This window comes from Pectobacterium sp. CHL-2024 (assembly GCF_044751765.1).
Classification (GTDB): Bacteria; Pseudomonadota; Gammaproteobacteria; order Enterobacterales; family Enterobacteriaceae; genus Pectobacterium; species Pectobacterium brasiliense.
In genome coordinates this window covers 21,796-40,972 of sequence record NZ_JBIXKO010000014.1, presented here as the reverse complement: position 1 = coordinate 40,972, position 19,177 = coordinate 21,796, and the positions used below count along the sequence as shown (strand labels likewise).

The 19,177-nt window shown below is 39.7% G+C and carries 18 protein-coding genes; all 18 read right to left on the bottom strand.

The features are described from left to right. Positions 1-103: 103 nt before the first annotated feature. Entirely contained in the window at positions 104-1,510 is a 1,407-nt protein-coding gene (gndA, locus tag ACIPUG_RS17320) for an NADP-dependent phosphogluconate dehydrogenase (protein WP_010281382.1), read from the bottom strand. Positions 1,511-1,740: 230 nt separating this feature from the next. Continuing rightward, positions 1,741-2,637, bottom strand: a complete 897-nt coding sequence (locus tag ACIPUG_RS17315; RefSeq protein WP_010296806.1) for a sugar phosphate nucleotidyltransferase — start codon at positions 2,635-2,637, stop codon at positions 1,741-1,743. 292 nt (positions 2,638-2,929) lie between these two features. Next, positions 2,930-4,303: a phosphomannomutase CpsG gene (gene cpsG / locus ACIPUG_RS17310; protein ID WP_039509315.1), complete on the bottom strand. Its 1,374-nt coding sequence runs from the start codon at positions 4,301-4,303 to the stop codon at positions 2,930-2,932. 6 nt (positions 4,304-4,309) lie between these two features. Next, positions 4,310-5,056 (bottom strand): glycosyltransferase family 2 protein, encoded by a 747-nt coding sequence (locus tag ACIPUG_RS17305; protein WP_180791591.1) that lies wholly within the window; start codon positions 5,054-5,056, stop codon positions 4,310-4,312. A 1-nt stretch (position 5,057) separates the two neighbouring features. After that, complete coding sequence (locus tag ACIPUG_RS17300; RefSeq protein ID WP_039468198.1) at positions 5,058-6,461, bottom strand: mannose-1-phosphate guanylyltransferase/mannose-6-phosphate isomerase; 1,404 nt, start codon at positions 6,459-6,461, stop codon at positions 5,058-5,060. Between the two features lie 9 nt (positions 6,462-6,470). Further along, a complete protein-coding gene (locus tag ACIPUG_RS17295) occupies positions 6,471-6,929 on the bottom strand; it encodes a GDP-mannose mannosyl hydrolase (protein ID WP_039468195.1) in 459 nt (152 codons plus the stop codon). Between the two features lies 1 nt (position 6,930). Beyond that, positions 6,931-7,893 carry a GDP-L-fucose synthase gene (locus tag ACIPUG_RS17290; RefSeq protein WP_014914735.1) on the bottom strand — a complete coding sequence of 321 codons (963 nt, stop codon included), beginning with the start codon at positions 7,891-7,893 and terminating at the stop codon, positions 6,931-6,933. 2 nt (positions 7,894-7,895) lie between these two features. Continuing rightward, positions 7,896-9,005 (bottom strand): GDP-mannose 4,6-dehydratase, encoded by a 1,110-nt coding sequence (gene gmd / locus ACIPUG_RS17285; RefSeq protein WP_014914734.1) that lies wholly within the window; start codon positions 9,003-9,005, stop codon positions 7,896-7,898. A gap of 19 nt (positions 9,006-9,024) precedes the next feature. After that, a complete protein-coding gene (locus ACIPUG_RS17280) occupies positions 9,025-10,305 on the bottom strand; it encodes a glycosyltransferase (protein ID WP_400339426.1) in 1,281 nt (426 codons plus the stop codon). Continuing rightward, on the bottom strand, positions 10,305-11,333 hold the full coding sequence (locus ACIPUG_RS17275; protein ID WP_205564421.1) for a glycosyltransferase: 1,029 nt from the start codon (positions 11,331-11,333) through the stop codon (positions 10,305-10,307). The genes ACIPUG_RS17280 and ACIPUG_RS17275 overlap by 1 nt, the downstream gene beginning before the upstream one ends. Before the next feature lie 22 nt (positions 11,334-11,355). Beyond that, complete coding sequence (locus ACIPUG_RS17270) at positions 11,356-12,546, bottom strand: glycosyltransferase (RefSeq protein WP_400339423.1); 1,191 nt, start codon at positions 12,544-12,546, stop codon at positions 11,356-11,358. Then, positions 12,543-13,013 carry a DapH/DapD/GlmU-related protein gene (locus ACIPUG_RS17265; protein WP_400339422.1) on the bottom strand — a complete coding sequence of 157 codons (471 nt, stop codon included), beginning with the start codon at positions 13,011-13,013 and terminating at the stop codon, positions 12,543-12,545. The genes ACIPUG_RS17270 and ACIPUG_RS17265 overlap by 4 nt, the downstream gene beginning before the upstream one ends. Before the next feature lie 87 nt (positions 13,014-13,100). Next, positions 13,101-14,306: an oligosaccharide repeat unit polymerase gene (locus ACIPUG_RS17260; RefSeq protein WP_400339419.1), complete on the bottom strand. Its 1,206-nt coding sequence runs from the start codon at positions 14,304-14,306 to the stop codon at positions 13,101-13,103. Between the two features lies 1 nt (position 14,307). Then, the gene (locus tag ACIPUG_RS17255; RefSeq protein WP_039468178.1) at positions 14,308-15,168 is read right to left on the bottom strand and encodes a glycosyltransferase; all 861 of its coding nucleotides are present in this window, start codon (positions 15,166-15,168) and stop codon (positions 14,308-14,310) included. 48 nt (positions 15,169-15,216) lie between these two features. Then, entirely contained in the window at positions 15,217-16,482 is a 1,266-nt protein-coding gene (locus ACIPUG_RS17250) for an O-antigen translocase (RefSeq protein WP_400339417.1), read from the bottom strand. Next, positions 16,479-17,591 carry a DegT/DnrJ/EryC1/StrS family aminotransferase gene (locus ACIPUG_RS17245; RefSeq protein WP_400339415.1) on the bottom strand — a complete coding sequence of 371 codons (1,113 nt, stop codon included), beginning with the start codon at positions 17,589-17,591 and terminating at the stop codon, positions 16,479-16,481. Before ACIPUG_RS17245 ends, ACIPUG_RS17250 begins: the two co-directional genes overlap by 4 nt. Beyond that, entirely contained in the window at positions 17,588-18,781 is a 1,194-nt protein-coding gene (locus tag ACIPUG_RS17240) for a formyltransferase family protein (RefSeq protein WP_400339412.1), read from the bottom strand. Before ACIPUG_RS17240 ends, ACIPUG_RS17245 begins: the two co-directional genes overlap by 4 nt. Positions 18,782-18,783: 2 nt before the next feature. Next, positions 18,784-19,176 carry an FdtA/QdtA family cupin domain-containing protein gene (locus tag ACIPUG_RS17235; RefSeq protein ID WP_010296768.1) on the bottom strand — a complete coding sequence of 131 codons (393 nt, stop codon included), beginning with the start codon at positions 19,174-19,176 and terminating at the stop codon, positions 18,784-18,786. Position 19,177: the final 1 nt, after the last annotated feature.

Genomic DNA, 19,177 nt, shown 5'->3' with positions numbered 1-19,177 from the left:
TCTTAACGATATCAATCCACTGATTCAGCAATATAAAAAACGCCAGATATTTCCTAATCTGGCGTTTTATTAACAAACAGCACTATCTAAGCATAAGAAACGATTATTCCAGCCATTCGGTATGGAATACGCCTTCTTTATCTGTACGCTTATAAGTATGTGCACCGAAATAGTCACGCTGAGCCTGAATCAGGTTAGCAGGCAATACGGCTGAACGGTAGCTGTCGTAATAAGCAATGGCCGCGGAGAAGGTTGGCGTCGGGATACCTTGCTGAACAGCGTAAGAGACGACGTCGCGCAGAGCTTGCTGGTATTCGTCAGCCACTTTCTTGAAGTAAGGAGCCAACAGCAGGTTAGCGATATCCGCTTTCTGCTCATACGCATCGGTGATTTTCTGCAGGAACTGTGCACGGATGATGCAACCAGCGCGGAAAATCTTGGCGATTTCACCGTAGTTCAGATCCCAGTTGTTCTCGTCTGATGCCGCTTTCAGCTGTGAGAAGCCCTGAGCATAAGAAACGATTTTACCCAGATACAGTGCACGACGCACTTTCTCAACAAACTCAGCCTTGTCACCACCGAATGGCTGAGCCGTTGGGCCAGTCAGCACTTTAGAGGCAGCAACACGCTGATCTTTCAGTGAAGACAGGTAGCGGGCAAAAACGGATTCCGTGATCAGAGACAGCGGCTCGCCCAGATCCAGAGAGCTTTGGCTGGTCCATTTACCCGTGCCTTTGTTAGCGGCTTCATCCAGAATCACGTCAACCAGGTATTTGCCTTCTTCATCTTTTTTCTTGAAGATATCGGCAGTGATTTCAATCAGGTAACTACTTAACTCGCCTTTGTTCCACTCAGAGAACGTCGTAGCAAGCTCGTCGTTGTTCAGATTCAGTGCCTGCTTGAGCAATGCATAGGCTTCAGCAATCAGCTGCATGTCGCCGTATTCAATGCCGTTATGCACCATCTTGACATAGTGGCCTGCACCATCAGCGCCAATGTAGGTCACACAGGCTTCGCCATCAGCACGCGCGGCAATCTGTTCCAGAATCGGAGCAACCAGTTCATACGCTTCTTTCTGGCCACCCGGCATGATGGAAGGCCCTTTCAGCGCGCCCTCTTCCCCACCAGATACGCCTGTACCGATGAAGTTAAACCCTTCAGCGGACAGTTCGCGGTTACGGCGAATCGTATCTTTATAGAAGGTGTTACCGCCATCGATCAGAATATCGCCCTTTTCCAGATAAGGTTTCAGCGATTCAATCGTTTTATCGGTTGCTTCACCGGCCTTCACCATCAGCAGAATACGGCGGGGTTTTTCCAGGGATTCGACAAACTCTTCAACGGTGTAAGACGGCACCAGTTTTTTACCCGGATTTTCCGCGATAACTTCATCGGTTTTATCGGAAGAACGGTTAAAGATGGAAACGCTATAGCCACGGCTCTCAATGTTCAGCGCCAGATTGCGCCCCATCACCGCCATACCGACAACGCCAATTTGCTGTTTGGACATTAAAGCAACTCCTGTCTGAAGGATAACCTGCCTGCAACGGCGACAACGCCTCGCATTGCGACCTCGCAAGCAATTTAAAAACAGGCCGACATGGTAACTCAGCTTTGCGTGAGTGGGTAGTGATTGGTTTGATAGCGAAAGCTCACCCAATCGGAACGTATGGCAGGAAAAAGAAAAAACCGCAGAACGATTCAACGATCTGCGGTTTTACAGCGAGTTATCACGCAATATTACTTTTTCAGCAGCGCCTTAATACTTTCTTTAAATTCGGCACCAAACTCAGGATTGCGCAATCCATAGGACACAAATGCCTGCGCATAACCCAATTTACGGCCGCAGTTAAAGTTCTTGCCTGACATTTGCACAGCATCAACCTGCTGAGTCGCAATCATATCGGCAATGACATCCGTTAACTGAATACGTCCCCATGCGCCGGGGAGCGCTTTTTCCAGCAGTGGCCAAGCATCGGCAGTTAATACATAGCGCCCGACCGCAGAAAGATCAGACCCCGTTTCAGAGGGTGCCTCAGGCTTTTCAATCATAGACGTAATCGCTGCGGCATCGCCCGGGTTCACCAGCGGTTTATCACAATCGACGACAGAATACTCAGGCAACACCTCATAAGGACGATGCTTCACCAGCACCTGGCTACGCCCTGTTTCTTCAAAGCGAGAAATCAGCAGCGCCAGGTTTTCCTTCGTCTGATCGGCCGTGCTTTCATCCAGCACCACATCGGGCAACACCACCACAAATGGACTATCGCCAATGATTGGGCGAGCACAGGAGACCGCATGCCCTAACCCCAGCGTTTCTCCCTGACGAACGTTCATGATCGTCACACCTTTCGGGCAGATAGACTGTACTTCGGCCAGCAGTTGACGCTTTGCACGTTCTTCCAGCAGAGATTCAAGCTCAAACGAGGTGTCGAAGTGATTTTCAATTGCGTTTTTCGACGCATGCGTCACCAGAACAATTTCTTTAATCCCCGCCCTCACACACTCGTTGACGATTTTCTCAATCACCGGGCGGTCAACCAACGGCAACATTTCCTTAGGAATGGCCTTGGTCACTGGTAACAAATTCATCCCTAAACCTGCTACAGGGATAATAGCTTTCAATGATGTCATGGATTGACTCTCTTCAATCTGATGGTTTTTATCTGGAGAACGATTTTGTTTTATCGAACACTTTTCACTTAGCAGCGTAATCCCACAACGCCATGCATGACACTAAGATTACACCCAATCTGTGACAAAGCGATCTCAGGTATCTGACTTTTTCTACTCCCACCTCGAATCGATCGCTGATTTAATCAGCAAGCTCGGCATAGAGAAGGTATATAGATGATACTGAACTCACATTCTGATTTAGTAAGCTGGGATTTATTTTTAAGATGAGGAGTCAGTTACTCTATAAAAATCAGTTCTGCCGTAGTAACCGTAGAATATCCTCAGTTTTTTCAACCATCAGAGCATGGTCAGCTTTAGACTCTACATTTAAGCGGACAACAGGTTCAGTGTTAGAAGAACGGAGGTTAAATCTCCAGCATTCAAACTCCAGGCTGATGCCATCAGTTTCGTCGATAGACGAAGCCTCAGGTAAGTAAGCGGCTTTAACACGCTCTATCGCTTTAGCCGGCTCATTCAACGTGGAGTTGATCTCGCCAGATGCTGGATATGCCTGCATTCTTTCACTTACCAGATCCCGTAAGCTCTTATTTTTTACACAGAGTAATTCCGCAACCAACAACCACGGAATCATTCCAGAGTCACAGTACGCAAAAGAGCGAAAATAATGGTGGGCGCTCATTTCGCCACCATAGATCGCATCTTCTTGTCGCATCCGTTCCTTAATAAAGGCATGGCCAGTCTTTGACATAACCGGTTTTCCCTGATGGGAATTGACAATATCAATGGTGTTCCAGCTTAACCGAGGATCATGGATGATTTTTGCACCAGGCTCCTTTTGTAGAAAGGCGTCAGCTAATAGGCCAACGATATAATACCCTTCGATAAATTCGCCAAGATGGTTAAACAGGAAACAGCGATCAAAATCACCATCAAACGCAATCCCCATATCTGCTGAATGTGCAATCACTGCATCAGAAGTATCTTTTCTACATTCAGGCAAAAGTGGGTTGGGAATACCATTCGGAAATGAACCGTCAGGTTCGTGGTGTACCTTGATAAAGGTTACAGGCATATTTAATTTATTGAACTGCTCTTCCAGGGCGTCAATAACATGGCCTGCTGCACCATTACCGCTATTAATGACCAACTTCAATGGCTTGAAATTATCTGGCTTAATATAGCCCATTAAATGTTCAATGTAATTTTCAAGTACGGAAATTTTAGTATAGCTGCCACGAGCACCCTGCTGGACGGGGGAGAAATTATTTTTTTCAGCCAGTAATTGTATATCTCGCAACCCCGTATCGCCGCTAATAGGCTTAGCACCACCACGAACCAATTTCATGCCATTATAATCAATGGGGTTGTGGCTTGCAGTTACCTCAATACCACCATCAACTCCAAGGTGGAAAGTTGCAAAATAGACTTCTTCAGTACCGGATAAACCGATGTCAAGCACCTGAACACCAGCATCCATCAGCCCATCTGCCAGAGACAACTTCAGGCTTTCGCTCGTTAAACGAACATCACCGCCGACGACCACACGCTCAGGTTTGAGCAATTCGCCATAGGCACGACCGATGCGGTAAGCAATATCATCGTTTAATTCGCTTTCTAGGCGACCACGAATATCATAAGCCTTAAAACAAGTTAACTTTTCCATTATTTATCACTTCTTAAAAAACTGGGGTATTTTAGATAAATTCTTTCCTGCAACAGCGCTTAGCCAAGGTAGTTTATTGCTCTTCATCGCCTTAACATCTTCTTTTGTTTTCATTATCATATTGGACAAAGAGCGATTACTCATACCACCGACCCTCATGTTTATAATAACCTTGGGTATATATTTCACTGTTACTTTATGAATCCAAAGATAACGAAGTAAAGAGTCATAGTCGGCCGATATTCTATATGACAAATCAAAAGAGCCAAAACGTTGGTAGCAAGAACGCTTCATATAAAAAGTTGGGTGTGGAGGCATCCACCCAAGCTTCATTTTATTTATATCAAAACCACCGCTTACCCATTTACGAACAATCACATCGTTGTCTGTCGAAGAGATATAATTCAAATCACCATAGACTGCATCGGCATTCGATTCACGCATGGCATCAACGATATCTTTTACAGCATCCGGGTAGGCAAAAAAATCATCTGAGTGAAGAAAACCGACGATATCGCCAGTAGCAGACAATATTCCTTTATTGAGAGCATCATATATCCCCTTATCGGGTTCACTTATAATAACCGACACTCTACTACAGCTACTTTTAATTAAAGATAACGTATTATCTTTAGAACCGCCATCGATGATAATATATTCAATATCAGGATAAGTCTGCGCATTTAATGACTTTAACGTATCAGATATCGTCTTAGCACTATTGTATGTAGCAGTAATAATACTTACTTTCATTTTAATACCCTACACTAATAGTGCCGACACGCAATACGTCATCCTCACCTAAATAAGCGCCACTGCGAACCTCTATAATTTCCAACATCACTTTCCCAGGATTTTCGATCGCATGTGATGTACCAATTGGTATATAAATTGACTCGTTTTCTGAGACTAGGTGCACTTCATCACCCCGATGGACTTTAGCTGTCCCTGAAACAACAACCCAATGCTCTGCCCGGTGATAATGGAGCTGTGTCGCCGTTCTTTCCCCAGGTTTTACGACAACCCGTTTAACATGATAACGCTCTCCTTCCGCGATTTGATCATGGGATCCCCATGGGCGGAAAACCTCGCGATGCTGCAAGTATTCGCAGCGCTCAGAACGTTTCAATTTCTCTACTATAGCCTTAACATCCTGGACGCTATCTTTATTCGCCACTAAAACGGCATCTTTCGTCTCAACAACAATAAGGTTATCAATACCCACCGTTGCAACAAGTTTATTCTGAGAATAGATGTAACTATTATTTGTTTTCTCAGTTAACACATCCCCGCGAATCGCATTTCCATTTTTATCTTTTTCTGCAATGTCCCATAAGGCGGACCATGATCCCACATCACTCCAGCTGGCATCCATCGGGACGACCACTGCATCGCTCGTTTTTTCCATAACGGCGTAGTCAATGGAGTCATCTGGGCAAATGTGGAAAGCCTTACTATCTAAGCGAATAAAGTCTAAGTCCTTATTAATGCCTTCGATCGACTTACTGCATGCGTTGTATATTTCAGGACTATGGCACTCTAGCTCTTTCAAATAGCGGGATGCTTTAAACATAAACATACCGCTATTCCAGTAATACTCACCCGAATCCAGATAGTTTTGAGCACTAACCGCATCTGGTTTCTCGACAAAGGAAGCTACGGTAAAAGCACTCTCAATCGATGAGCCTCTGCGAATATAGCCATAACCGGTCTCAGGTCGATCAGGCACGATACCAAAAGTCACTAACTTACCTTTTGATGCATGTGTAATCGCTGACGAAACTGCCGCGACAAATGCATCTTCATTTTGTATAGCATGATCGGCAGCCAGGACCAGTAGGATCGGATCATCACCATTTTGAATAGCCTGCAGTGCAGCCAGAGCAATAGCAGGAGCTGTATTACGTCCTACAGGCTCTAAAATGATCCCGCTATGTTTTATGCTTTTTTGTCGCAGTTGCTCAGCGACAATAAACCGGTGTGCCTCATTGCAAATAAAAAGAGGCGACTTATGTTCTATATCATGCAATCTCATTACAGTATCTTGCAACATTGTTAAGTTACTGATTAAAGATAGAAATTGCTTTGGATATAATGTTCGTGACAGAGGCCATAAGCGAGAGCCCGAGCCGCCTGCCATAATAACTGGTAAAATCATAAACCACCCTTATTTCAAGAAATAATTCTTAGTATTTTCATGAACGTCTGGACTTGACAACAATTGGTCAATTTCGAACCAGTTATAATTATCATGTTGTTTATTTGGAAGTTGAGATAAATCAATATCAAGATTTAACTTGTAGGCCAGAACAACATAATGGGTAGAAAAATCATCGCCAGAAAAATTATCTGTATAAAAGTGTTCATAAGGTGCAATAAAATTTGCTGAGTCAAATGTTGCATTCACATTTAACTCATCTAATGCCAACCGAGTGAAGGCACTGGAAATGGTCTCATCTTTTCGTATTCTTCCTCCGGGAACAAACCAGTAATTTTTTGCAGGAAGGTTAAGTCGTTTCCCTAACAAAATATGACCACGTTTATTCTCAATGACAAAATCGATAGATATCAGAGGAGTCTTTTCAACAATTGTTTTAAAAAGATTTCTTTCCAGGAACTCTGCCATATTATTTCCTAAAAGAATTTTGATTAGCCAAAAACCAATGGTATGTTTTTAACAACCCTTCTTCTAATTCTACTTTATATTGCCACCCTAGTTTTTTTAACCTGGAGACATCCATTAATTTTCTTGGTGTGCCATCAGGTTTACTGGCATCAAATACTACTTGTCCTTGGTACCCAACAACCTTTGCCATCGTGTTAGCCATTTCACCGATAGTACAGTCAACACCTGTACCGACGTTGATATGTGACAGCATAGGATCAGTATGAGAATCATAGACGTTCTTATCCAATTCCATTACATGAATTGAGGCTGCTGCCATATCGTCTACAAACAAAAATTCTCGCATCGGTTTGCCACTCCCCCATACGACAACTTCAGGGGAATTTAAAACTTTAGCTTCATGAAAACGGCGCATTAATGCCGGAATGACATGAGAATTTTCAGGATGGAAGTTATCATTTTCGCCATAGAGATTAGTTGGCATTACGCTGCGATAATCTCTGCCATATTGTCGGTTATATGACTCGCATAATTTTATTCCGGCAATCTTGGCAATAGCATAGGGCTCGTTCGTTGACTCCAAAATACCAGTTAGTAGAGCCGATTCTTTCATCGGCTGTTCAACAAGTTTAGGATAAATGCATGAAGAGCCTAAAAAAAGCAATTTATGTACACCTGATTGGTGTGCATAATTTATGATATTGCTTTCAATCATTAAATTTTCATAAATAAATTCTGCAGGATAAGTGTTATTCGCATGAATACCACCCACTTTCGCAGCCGCAAGATAAACTTCATCAATATGCTCGTTGGCAAAGAAACTTTTGACTGCGTCCTGTGATAAGAGATCCAACTCATCGCGCGTGCGGACGACTATCTCGATATCATTTCTGGTCTGGAGTTGTCTCACAATTGCAGAGCCGACCATACCCCGATGGCCAGCAACATAAACGCGTTTTTTCATTCTTATCTCTCCACAGAAATAGATACGTCAAATCCGTGTTGCTTGAGTAAGACATGCTGTTTCGCGTTATCCAGATCTGAAGCAACCATTTCGGCACACATTTCATTTACAGTGATTTCTGGAACCCAGCCCAATTTCTCTTTCGCTTTTGCTGGATCACCCAGAAGCGTTTCAACTTCTGCCGGTCTAAAGTAACGTGGATCTACTTTGACGATAACATCGCCGACTTTAACCGCAGGCGCGTTATCTCCCGTGATTGCTTTTACAGTAGCAATTTCATCAACACCGCTACCGCTAAACTCGAGCTCAATTCCTGCTTCTAATGCAGACATGCGCACAAATTCACGCACCGTAATTTGGTAACCCGTTGCAATGACAAAATCCTCTGGGTGATCTTGCTGCAACATTAGCCATTGCATACGAACGTAGTCTTTAGCATGACCCCAGTCACGCAATGAGTCCATATTTCCCAAATGCAAGCAAGACTCTAGTCCCTGAGAGATATTGGCGATAGCGCGAGTTATTTTACGAGTAACGAATGTCTCACCACGGCGAGGAGACTCATGGTTGAAGAGAATACCGTTACATGCATACATCTCATATGATTCACGGTAGTTTACCGTGATCCAATATGCATATAGTTTCGCTACAGCATAAGGGGAGCGAGGGTAAAATGGCGTAGTTTCTCGCTGAGGAATCTCTTGAACCAAGCCGTAAAGCTCAGATGTTGATGCCTGATAAAAACGCGTCTTTTTCTCTAACCCATTAATACGAATCGCCTCAAGAATACGCAATGTGCCAATAGCATCAACATCAGCCGTATATTCAGGTGATTCAAAAGACACAGCAACATGCGATTGAGCGCCGAGATTATAAAATTCATCGGGCTCAATTTCTTTAACAAGACGAACCAGGTTAGAGGTATCCGTCAAGTCTCCATAATGTAAATGAAGATTCTGACTATATTCATCACTAATATGATCAATACGAGTTGTATTGTAAGAGGATGCCCTTCTTACAATTCCATGAACTTCATAACCTTTTTCTAGAAGAAACTCAGCCAAATAAGAACCATCTTGACCAGTAATACCACTAATAATTGCCTTTTTCATGTATATTCCTAATAAAAAACTATTTCACAAGGTTATTTAGCTTCTTGCTATTGACTTCATTAATTAATGAAAAATAATTTTCACTGATAATGCTATAGGAGAAATTTTCTACAACAAAATTTCTACCTAAACGTGCCATACTCTTCCTTTCTTCTGTTGAAAGGAAAAACATATCTTTTATAGCGTTGGCAAAAGCATAAGTATCAAACGACTCAACAGTAAATCCTGTACGCCCATTTATAACAATATCTTTCAGACCAGATGTTTCAAAACAAACCACGGGTGTTTCGCTAGCCAAAGCCTCAGCAGCGACTTGTCCGAAGGATTCAACAAGAGATGGGATTACGGCACAATCAGCTGCCGAGTAAAGCGCAGATAACTCCGTAGGGTCAGTAATATGACCAACCCGTGAGCATGAAAAACCCGAAAACGCTTCCGATGATTTTTCTGCACTACCAAAAATTATCAGTCGAATCCGTTGACGATCGGTGTCTGATATCAACGACTTCAAATGATTCAAAGATTCTTCAAGCTGCTTTCCGCCTTTTATCGGGTTTTTATTACCGCCAATTGCGCCAAAAATAATCAAAAAATCACTCTCGGAAAAGCCCATTTTATATCTAAATTCATTACGTTCTAGCGCACTCAATGGCTTAAAAACATCAATATCTATTGGATTAGGCAGTAATCTAATATCAGCATCTTTTAATATTTGACTTTTTTTAGCTCTGTCAAACATCCACAAAGAAGGAACGGTATAAACAATATCCTTTCTTTTACTCAACGCTTTCTTTTTAATTTTCCAAATATAAAAAGACCAATTGACTCCCTTAATCCCTTTTTTGAAAAATTTATATCCATGTATAAAATCAAGATCCAATCCATCACTGCCATTTTTACAATCGGGATCAACCTTAACATAATGCTCAACACCGCAATACAGCCATTCATCGTGTAATGTAAAGATCGAATCTTGCGGAATCTTATCAAAATCAAAAACGCTCAATGTATCATTGTTTATCCAATGAAAATGATGAATGTCATTGGCGTAATTAAAAGAATCGACGACGGGTTTATAGGAAAAAAAATTAAGGGAGTGCTTTATTGGATTATTATCAAACTGCATCTTCACTAAGATAAAAGAGATTAGTCGTTTAAAAAAAGACCACCTTCCAGAGTTATCCTGATTGATAAAATCAACTCCGACTCCGTCTTTTAAAAGTAAATGACCAAATTTTTTTGCTGCAATTGCAGCCCCCCCCTTAGATAAGGAGAAGGAGATCAGTTTTACTTTAACCATCAGTAATATGACTCTATTTGTTTTTTATTAATTTCACTAAAATTTATCATTGAAGTATTTGAACAAAACTCATCATATCGCTCACCCATTTCCGATATAGCATTGCTTAGTGATGCAGTATTATTAGCGCTGAAAATTATTCCTGCTTTATAGGCTTCGACGAGATCCTGTCCACATCCAACTTTATCTGAACAAATGACAGGTAAACCATATACCAGCGCTTCTTCAACAACCAGTCCCCATGGTTCAGATGTTGAAGGGAAAATAAAAACATCGTGCTCCACAAAAATAGAATTTAGCTCAGAATTATTAACATAACCCTTGAACTGAATATTCTCACCAGCCTTGCGTTCTAAACTTTCTCGCTGTGGGCCATCGCCAACAATGGTCAATGACAACTCCGGCTGCTGGCAGAAAAAATCCAAAAGAAAATCTAAACCTTTTTCTTCAGATAATCGACCAACATACAAAAATCGGCCACGATAGGTATGCTTATCATGTTTAGCATGACTATGCATAGCGTGATTGTTCAGCCCTACTCCGTAGGTAGTTATAATCTCACCAGGGAAAGACAGTGACTCAATGAGTTCTCTATGAGGTGCACCACTACAAAAAGCCGTTGAGATTCGGCTTAGAAACAGCTTCTTGATTTTACCTTTCAATCCAGAAACCAGACTCTCATAACGCGTAGATTCGATCACAACTGCGTTTTTCTTACGTGGGCTAGTGAAAGCGATCCCCCAAAATTCAATGAGATCCCAGCCGCCTATGACAATCTTTTGATACTGAACAGATCGCAGTAATTTCAATAGCTGAAACAAAGAGGAATATTTTTTCCTTAATTCGAAACCGCCTTGATTAATGAATTTATATTCAAAATTCATTGTACCTTTAATAAAATCGTCATTTCTTATTTCAGACCCGCTAGAAATAAACAAAACAAGAATTTTTTTGTTTTTTGCAATTTCGTTATAAAGATTTATTTTATAAAAAGCGGGGAGATGTGTAACAAATATAATGTCATACATAAAAACACCTGGCATTGGATAGTCAAGAATTACGAAAAATAAAATTCATCAATTTATTACTTGCACATTCAGGCGCCAGCAAATTAAGAACATTATTTTTTCCTTCCTCAGCAGTTTTTCTAGACCAGGCTATATCATGAATAACCTTATCAAAGGCATTTATGATTTCGTCTTCTGAATCAGTACTCAAGAAAATAGCACCATCTGCCCCCAAGACATGGCGAACATCACTGATGTCCGTTGATATCACCAGCAGGCCAGAGTTCGCATATTCTACAACTTTAGATGGAAACGTCGTATTGGCAAGAGATCCGATTATCGGCTTCAATGCAAGCCCAACATCACAATTAACCAACAGGTCATGATAATCAGAGTTACTCAGTCTTCCATGGACACGAACAGCAGGAAATCCCTCACCGTTCATTAGATCCTGGAAGCTCTGTAAAGACGGGCCCTGTCCGGAAATTTCAAACTGAACATTACGCCAACGTTGACTCTCTGAACGCATCAAACGAATTGCATTGGATAATCGCTCAGCACCTGTGTCCTCAGATAAGGACCCAGACAATAAAATAGATACCTTATTTTTATCAAATACGGTGGTTTCTCTTATCACAGGACTCACGGTGCCGTAATAACAGGTTGTATGTTCTATTTTTGTCATCGAAGACAGTGCAGAACATGCGAGCATTGCACCATCTTTTTTGCAAAAGGTATCATAGAGCCAAGGGACGATTGACTTAACTTTATTTTTGAGTGATTTTCTTTCATTAGAGACAATCTCTCCATCTTCAATATCTATGATTCTTTTTGCTCTAAAAATCACTGAAACAAAGAGACTTAAAATGTAAGCAGGTAGACGATTATAGAAAATGACCGCTTTATCTGAGTATCCTCCTTTAGCTATAGAACAAGCAGTAATAATAGCTAAATAAAGGAAAGTTAGTAACTCGGAAAAGAAACGAATATGGGTAAAAGGTAGATAGGTAATATTTACATTACCATTTTTTATTTTTTTAAGATTATAAAATTTAAAACCACCATTTGCCTTTCCTCGCCCCATGCTAACAATGTCAACATGTACGTCAGTATCAGCTAATGCATCAGCAAGCATAAATACCTTTCGGGATGCTGCTGGGCTATCTGTTGTTATATTTCTTTCACTTCTAACCACGTCATCAATAGCATTACAAACGATAATAATTTTCTTCATGGCAAAATACGCTTAACCTTAGCGGGCACACCAGCAACCAAAGAATTTGGAGGAACATCATCAGTGACGACAGAGCCTGCAGCAACAATAGCGCCTTTGCCTATCGTAACGCCGCCCAATATAACTGCTCGAGCTCCAATCCAACATCCCTCTTCCACAATAATTGAGGCTGCGGTTCCTTTGCCAGCTCTTCTTTCACTACCACCGATTTCATGAGAACCAGTAATGAAACTAACTTCATGACCAATATCGCAATTACTCTTTATTGTCACAACAGCCATAACATTAGAATATATTCTAACATTGGGACTGAGCCAAACATCGTCCCCTAAGAATACCTCTCCATTACCGTAGATACCACCGCCACCGCAATAACATACCTTATCACCGACATGAACTTTAACAAGCTTGAGGAGGAACCGTCTTAAAGAGAAAAAGCGAGATGTCGGGAGAATGCAATGCAACATCCTAACAAAGAACCTAAACATACAGCTCCTTTTTATATTAAATCAAAAATTTATATCGAAAAATAAGTGTCCGACAAAGAGATTTTGTTAAGTTCGTCTAAAAAACAATACTCGTAGAAAGAAAAGAGACATTATCACTAACAATAACTGCCATAACATTTCGCTAAAGAACCCACGATAGAAGTGTAGCGTGTAATATGTAAAGAATGAATAAAGAGCTACTTTAAAGCACTCTGCATAATAAGACTCTTTTGTGTAAGATGCCGTATTATAGATTAATCGTGCAAAGAACCCTAAAAAACCACACAGAATAATAACAGCGATAAAGCCACCATTGATATACATGTCACCAAACAACGTAGCGACTGTTCCACCGCCTGTATTATATTGAGATGGATTATAACTAAATGAAATCACCCTGGATATGCTCTCGGGTTTATCTGGCCATATACTGCGTGGCACAAACATAAAAGGTGTTCGTAAGACTCCGTTTTCGATTCTTATAAATGAGTCTTTTATTATATTAATATACATCTCAAATGAGTTAAACGATTCTAGCGCAGTGACAATTAAATTCTTTATGTCATAAAAATCAGAATCTAATAACCGTTCAACAATAAACATCACATCATTATTCTCTCCCCTTCCGCGCTTCAAAAGCAGAACAAGCATTAGGAAAGGTGCACAGACCGCAATTAATAAATAATGATAAAACTTCACAGTGAAAATTTTAAAGTAATGTCCATAAAACCCCCATATTATTATTTGTTGGATGATCAACATCCTGGTAGGGGAATCAAGCACACTAAGTAAAGACAGTGAAAAGCATAACCAATATCTTGCTCTACTTCCTTTTATATAGAAAAATAGAAAAAGTGTAACAAACGTGGTTTTTAGTATATATAAAATAGTTAAATACGGGTTGTTATCGGAGAATGAACTAGTGTAATCAATATCATCCCCGACCAGATTATCTTTGAGAAAGAAAGTACTTAGTAAACCAGAAAGAATTAATAAAAACGCAATAATTATAAATATGTTTAGTATAAACTCTTTGCGCGAAATAAGGTCTCTTTCAAACCAAAGGAATTTTCTATTGTGAGAGTAAGATAAAAAGAAAGACAATGCGCCAGTGAGCGATATTACAAAAGCAAAGATAGAATATATATCGAACTCTGACAATACAAAGGGGATAATTATAAAATAAAAAAAAGAAAATAGAAAAATAAATTTGTAAAATCCCTTTCCAAACGGACCTGTTACTTTGTTATTTAATGAACGCAAGTCAATCATTTTATTTTTTCCAGATAAAAACCAGTTTAATAAAACCGATCAAAAAGCTACTACTTAGAAAAAACCGAACATCCGGGAAAATAAATTTTAATGAGTATGCTTTATATTTTCTAGTTAATTGCCTAAAGGAAAACTTACTCCATTCTATTTTTGAGCGTTTGTATACTTTCTCATTTTTAAAAAGATCTATTGTCTTGTGATGATATTCAGCTATAAGAGCAAGATTCCCTGTTGTGTTATGGCTATGAATACGATAGTTAGCTAAATTTTGAGGCAAAACATCCAACGTGCCACCATTGACTGTCAAGCTAAGCCATAAGTATAGGTCTTCGACCTTTAAATCTTCTCTGAAATTATCCTCAGTCAATTTATCTCGACGAATCAGTATTGTCGCTGGAGGTATATTATATCCTTCAGTCATAATTCTTTCAAAATCAAAAACTTCGACCTTCTCTCTAACTTCTCCCGGTGTGACATTGTTAAACTCATCAATCACATTCACCTGAGCACAGCATGCAACACAAGAGTCATGGGCGTTCATGTACTTGATTTGTTCTTCAAGTTTTTTTTCCAGCCACATGTCATCTGAGGCCAGAATAGCAAAGTAGTCTCCAGTGCATAGTTCAAGGCCTCTCTTTAGGGTTTTAGATAACCCTTCATTGGCTTTGTTTATATAAATAAAATCATGATGTTTTTTTAATTCAGAAATTTTTTCATGAGAATTGTCAGTCGACCCATCGTTTAAAACCAAGATCTCAACAGGTGAGTAACTTTGATTTAAAACACTAGTTATAGAGTCCACCACATATTTTTCATGATTATATACAGGAATAATAACACTAACTAAATTATTTATTGACATAATAACCTTATTTACCTTCAACCACCAATAATTGCCAAGACACTATATTTAAACACGATGACGACAAACTCTGTTTAGATTAAGGCTTACAAAGATCATGTATAATAAGTAGTTAATCAAATAAGCCAAATTCGCGCCTTGCGTACCATATGCATCAATCAAGAAGTATGACAAGACGACAAATAGCCCACTAAAAAATATCTCTGTAAAAATAAACCATTTTGTCGCACCTCTAGAAATCATAGGGTATGCATAAAGCCAACTGACGATTTTTATGACATCACCAACCAATTGGATAGCAAACAGATCCCTAGCATCTCTAAATTGCTCAGTGAATAGCAAAGATATAGCAACGTCTCTTAAAAAATAAACACAAACAGCCATCAAGGAAACAACAGGAATAATGATGAGTAGTGTTTGATTAATTTCTTTTTTTATATCTTTTACATCTTTCAATGTTGACAACTTAGGCAAAAAGTATGTACTCAATGCTATTGTTATTACACCGAGGTAAACCTCAGAAATCTTCCATACGGCTTGCCATTGTCCTGCACTTTCCCAGCCAACATTAGAGACCAAAATATTACGTACAGCAATTAACGCGATAGGTACTGTTAGAGAAGAGGTAATGGCCATTAAAATATACCCACCTATTCTCTTTTTATGCTCCTTATCGACACCCCCATTTCCCCACCAAAAACGTAATGCTACCCACGGTTGGCGTAACACCCCGCATAAAAGTACAATCCCAATTAACCCCGTTTGTATAGCTGCGGCTAACAATGCTCCGGTTATTCCAAATGAAACAACCAGAGTGATCATTAATATGCATGATACTGCTGTTGAGATTGCGCCAAGCATTATATAAAGGCGATATTGCTGATAGCCATTAACCACAGAGTTGACTAATGTCCCAATAGCAGCCAATGGTAACATTGCTGATGCAGCCCAGATTATCCAGGCATAATCTGGATCACGAAATAACCATTCTGCAAGCGGCCTTGCAAACACAAATCCACTCGGCATCACAATACATAAAATAACCACCAGCCACCAAGCACTCGCCTTCCACCAGGGTGAACAAGCGCCGATTCCCTGTTTTTCATATTCAGCTGTGTAACGGACCAATCCACTACCGACTGGAGCATTAACAATTCCATTTAGGCTCACGATCATACTTTGAATCTGGCCCAGCATCGCCATTCCCGCAGGGCCGGTGTAAATGGCAACAACTTTAGCAATAATAAAACCACTTCCCATTCTTGCCAGCGTTAGTAACCCACTGAAAAAAGTCACAGAGAGTAGTTTTTTCATCCTTGGTACTCATTAATAACGGTAATAACTTCCTGTATGTCCGAATCCGTCAGAATTGGTCCCATCGGCAGGCTGAGTACCTGTTCATGTATGCGTTCTGTAATTGGAAAATCACCTTCAGAAAAACCTAAATTGCTGTAAGCCTCTTGGAGGTGTGGTGGTGTAGGGTAATGAATTAAAGTTTGTACACCGCGTTCGGTGAGATAAGCCTGAAACTTACTGCGATTATCACACTCAACAACAAATAAGTGCCAAACATGTTCTTCAAATTTTTCAGGATATATAGGTAATTTAATGAGATCGTTTTTTATTCCAGAGCAGTACAGACTTGCAATTTCTTGTCTTCTTCTATTACTTTCATCTAGCGACTTTAGCTTCACGGAAAGAAAAGCAGCCTGAAGTTCATCAAGCCGACTATTAACGCCTTGATAAAGGTTTTCGTATTTTTTATGTGAGCCATAGTTACGTAAGGCCATTAATGTTTCAGCCAATTCATCATCGTTTGTGGTTATCGCTCCAGCATCGCCAAGCGCACCAAGATTCTTACCTGGGTAAAAACTGAAACCGGCTGCATCGCCCCATCCACCAACTTTTTTACCATCAAAAATAGCGCCGTGAGCCTGGGCACAATCTTCCAATATCAAAAGGTTATATTCTTTAGCAATCGTTAAGATATCATCCATCGGGCTTACTTTTCCGTAGAGATGAACAGGCAAAATTGCTTTTGTCTTATCTGTTATCGCTGCTCTTATTTTTTCAGAAGATAAGTTATAAGTATCTGGATCGGGTTCTACCAGAACTGGTACCAATTTATTTTCAGTAATCGCTAAAACTGAAGCAATATAAGTGTTCGCCTGGACAATAACTTCATCCCCTTCTTTTAGCTTCCCAAGCTCTATCCATGCTCGAAAGGTTAAAATAAGTGCATCTAATCCATTTGCCACACCTATTGCATGCTTTACGCCACAATAATTTGAAAATTCCTTTTCAAAAGAAGCAAGTTCTGAGCCTTGAATATACCACCCTGAATCAACTACTTTTTCAAAAGCTGCTAACAAATCTTTTTTATATTCATTATTGATTTTTTTTAAATCTAAAAAATTTATCATCTTAGTTCCTTAAAAATTCTCTGTTCAGCTTCATCTATTTTAGATAATTCAAGATAATCAAAAACATTTAACCCATTATAATCTTTGATATTCAAGTCAGCACCTAAGTTTACTAGCTCTTCCATTAGGTGGTAATTCTTGCTCTTTATAATGTGGTCCTTCAAGTACATTGCTACAGTCGTACCATTGTAATTAGTGTCATTGATATCAGCCCCAATTCCCACCAATTTTTTTATAAGTTCGATATTCCCATGATAGGCAGCAACGATGATAGGGCTCCATCCTTTTTGGTTTTTCTCAAATAATATATTATGAAACGGCGCTTCTAAAATAAGATCTTCAAAAGTCGCATTCTTGCTCAATTCTAATAATTTAGAGAAATTATCTTTGTACAGCATAATATCATAGTCAATTGAAGACAGAATAATGTAATTATTACTTTCCTCAACTACCGAACCAGCTTTTAATGATGACTTATCATCCAATATTTTCGCACCAAAAATATCACACCCCAAAATCTGAGGAAGTTGATAATAGCGAAAAGTGAAAGCATTGATTTGCTGTTTTATTTGAAACGCAGTTCTATTTAACTCTATTCTTATGTTTTTATAGTCAATGCTTTTTTTAGAGTAGTAACTTGAATTGATATGACTCTGCTTTTTCCTTTCATATTTCCCTTCTAACAATTTAGGAAACGTGTCTTTTACCAATTTAGTTCCATAATGGATATACTTTAAATATAAAGATCCTGCTGTTTCGTTTTCATCAAGCAGGAACTCCTTTTGAGATATGATATCCCCAGTGTCGATCCCATTATCGATTTCATGAAATGTCACGCCTGTCTTTTCTTCTGCGTTAATAATAGGCCACGCAGACGTATACATTCCTTTATATTTAGGTAAATTTGAGAAATGAATATTGAAACAATGACTTTTCTTAAATTTCTTCGTATCAATAATCTTGTCAAACTCTAAAGATATAAATACCCCTTCAACTAGATATGCATCTTCTAACGATAAAGTTGGTATTCCATTAGAATGACAGAATTTTTTGTATGAGCGCTGAAATGTATCGCATCCATTATCAGTGCTATTAGTGACACCAAATACTTTTATTTCAGGATATTTTTCTAGTAGCCATCCGACAAAATCAACTGCAATGTTATTTTTACCCGCAACAACAACATTCATTTTCACACCCCTGATAAAAACTCATCATAGTTTCTAATATAATCAGATTCATCATAGGGCTGATCTGCCAATACCATTAATACACAGTCATCAGAAAAATCATACATCTCCCGCCAAATGCATGAGTCAATAAGAAGACCCTGGGCCGGGTTATCTAACAGCAGGTCTACCTTCTCGGTACCATCATCGAGTAAAAAACGACAAGAGCCCCGCACAGCTATTGCGACTTGCTTTAACGCTTTATGAGCATGGAATCCTCTGCGTACCCCAGCTTTCGTTTTAAATAAATAATAAACGCGTTTTATTTCAAACGGGATGTTTTTATCTTGCTCGAGTGCAACTAATGCACCACGCTCATCGCCATGCGTTTGTAATTGTATCAGTCTTATCTGCATT

Coding starts and splice junctions, on each gene's coding strand:
- gndA (WP_010281382.1), bottom strand. CDS start 1,510: ATGTCCAAACAGCAAATTGGCGTTGTCGGTATGGCGGTGATGGGGCGC.
- ACIPUG_RS17315 (WP_010296806.1), bottom strand. CDS start 2,637: ATGACATCATTGAAAGCTATTATCCCTGTAGCAGGTTTAGGGATGAAT.
- cpsG (WP_039509315.1), bottom strand. CDS start 4,303: ATGGAAAAGTTAACTTGTTTTAAGGCTTATGATATTCGTGGTCGCCTA.
- ACIPUG_RS17305 (WP_180791591.1), bottom strand. CDS start 5,056: ATGAAAGTAAGTATTATTACTGCTACATACAATAGTGCTAAGACGATA.
- ACIPUG_RS17300 (WP_039468198.1), bottom strand. CDS start 6,461: ATGATTTTACCAGTTATTATGGCAGGCGGCTCGGGCTCTCGCTTATGG.
- ACIPUG_RS17295 (WP_039468195.1), bottom strand. CDS start 6,929: ATGGCAGAGTTCCTGGAAAGAAATCTTTTTAAAACAATTGTTGAAAAG.
- ACIPUG_RS17290 (WP_014914735.1), bottom strand. CDS start 7,893: ATGAAAAAACGCGTTTATGTTGCTGGCCATCGGGGTATGGTCGGCTCT.
- gmd (WP_014914734.1), bottom strand. CDS start 9,005: ATGAAAAAGGCAATTATTAGTGGTATTACTGGTCAAGATGGTTCTTAT.
- ACIPUG_RS17280 (WP_400339426.1), bottom strand. CDS start 10,305: ATGGTTAAAGTAAAACTGATCTCCTTCTCCTTATCTAAGGGGGGGGCT.
- ACIPUG_RS17275 (WP_205564421.1), bottom strand. CDS start 11,333: ATGTATGACATTATATTTGTTACACATCTCCCCGCTTTTTATAAAATA.
- ACIPUG_RS17270 (WP_400339423.1), bottom strand. CDS start 12,546: ATGAAGAAAATTATTATCGTTTGTAATGCTATTGATGACGTGGTTAGA.
- ACIPUG_RS17265 (WP_400339422.1), bottom strand. CDS start 13,013: ATGTTGCATTGCATTCTCCCGACATCTCGCTTTTTCTCTTTAAGACGG.
- ACIPUG_RS17260 (WP_400339419.1), bottom strand. CDS start 14,306: ATGATTGACTTGCGTTCATTAAATAACAAAGTAACAGGTCCGTTTGGA.
- ACIPUG_RS17255 (WP_039468178.1), bottom strand. CDS start 15,168: ATGTCAATAAATAATTTAGTTAGTGTTATTATTCCTGTATATAATCAT.
- ACIPUG_RS17250 (WP_400339417.1), bottom strand. CDS start 16,482: ATGAAAAAACTACTCTCTGTGACTTTTTTCAGTGGGTTACTAACGCTG.
- ACIPUG_RS17245 (WP_400339415.1), bottom strand. CDS start 17,591: ATGATAAATTTTTTAGATTTAAAAAAAATCAATAATGAATATAAAAAA.
- ACIPUG_RS17240 (WP_400339412.1), bottom strand. CDS start 18,781: ATGAATGTTGTTGTTGCGGGTAAAAATAACATTGCAGTTGATTTTGTC.
- ACIPUG_RS17235 (WP_010296768.1), bottom strand. CDS start 19,176: ATGCAGATAAGACTGATACAATTACAAACGCATGGCGATGAGCGTGGT.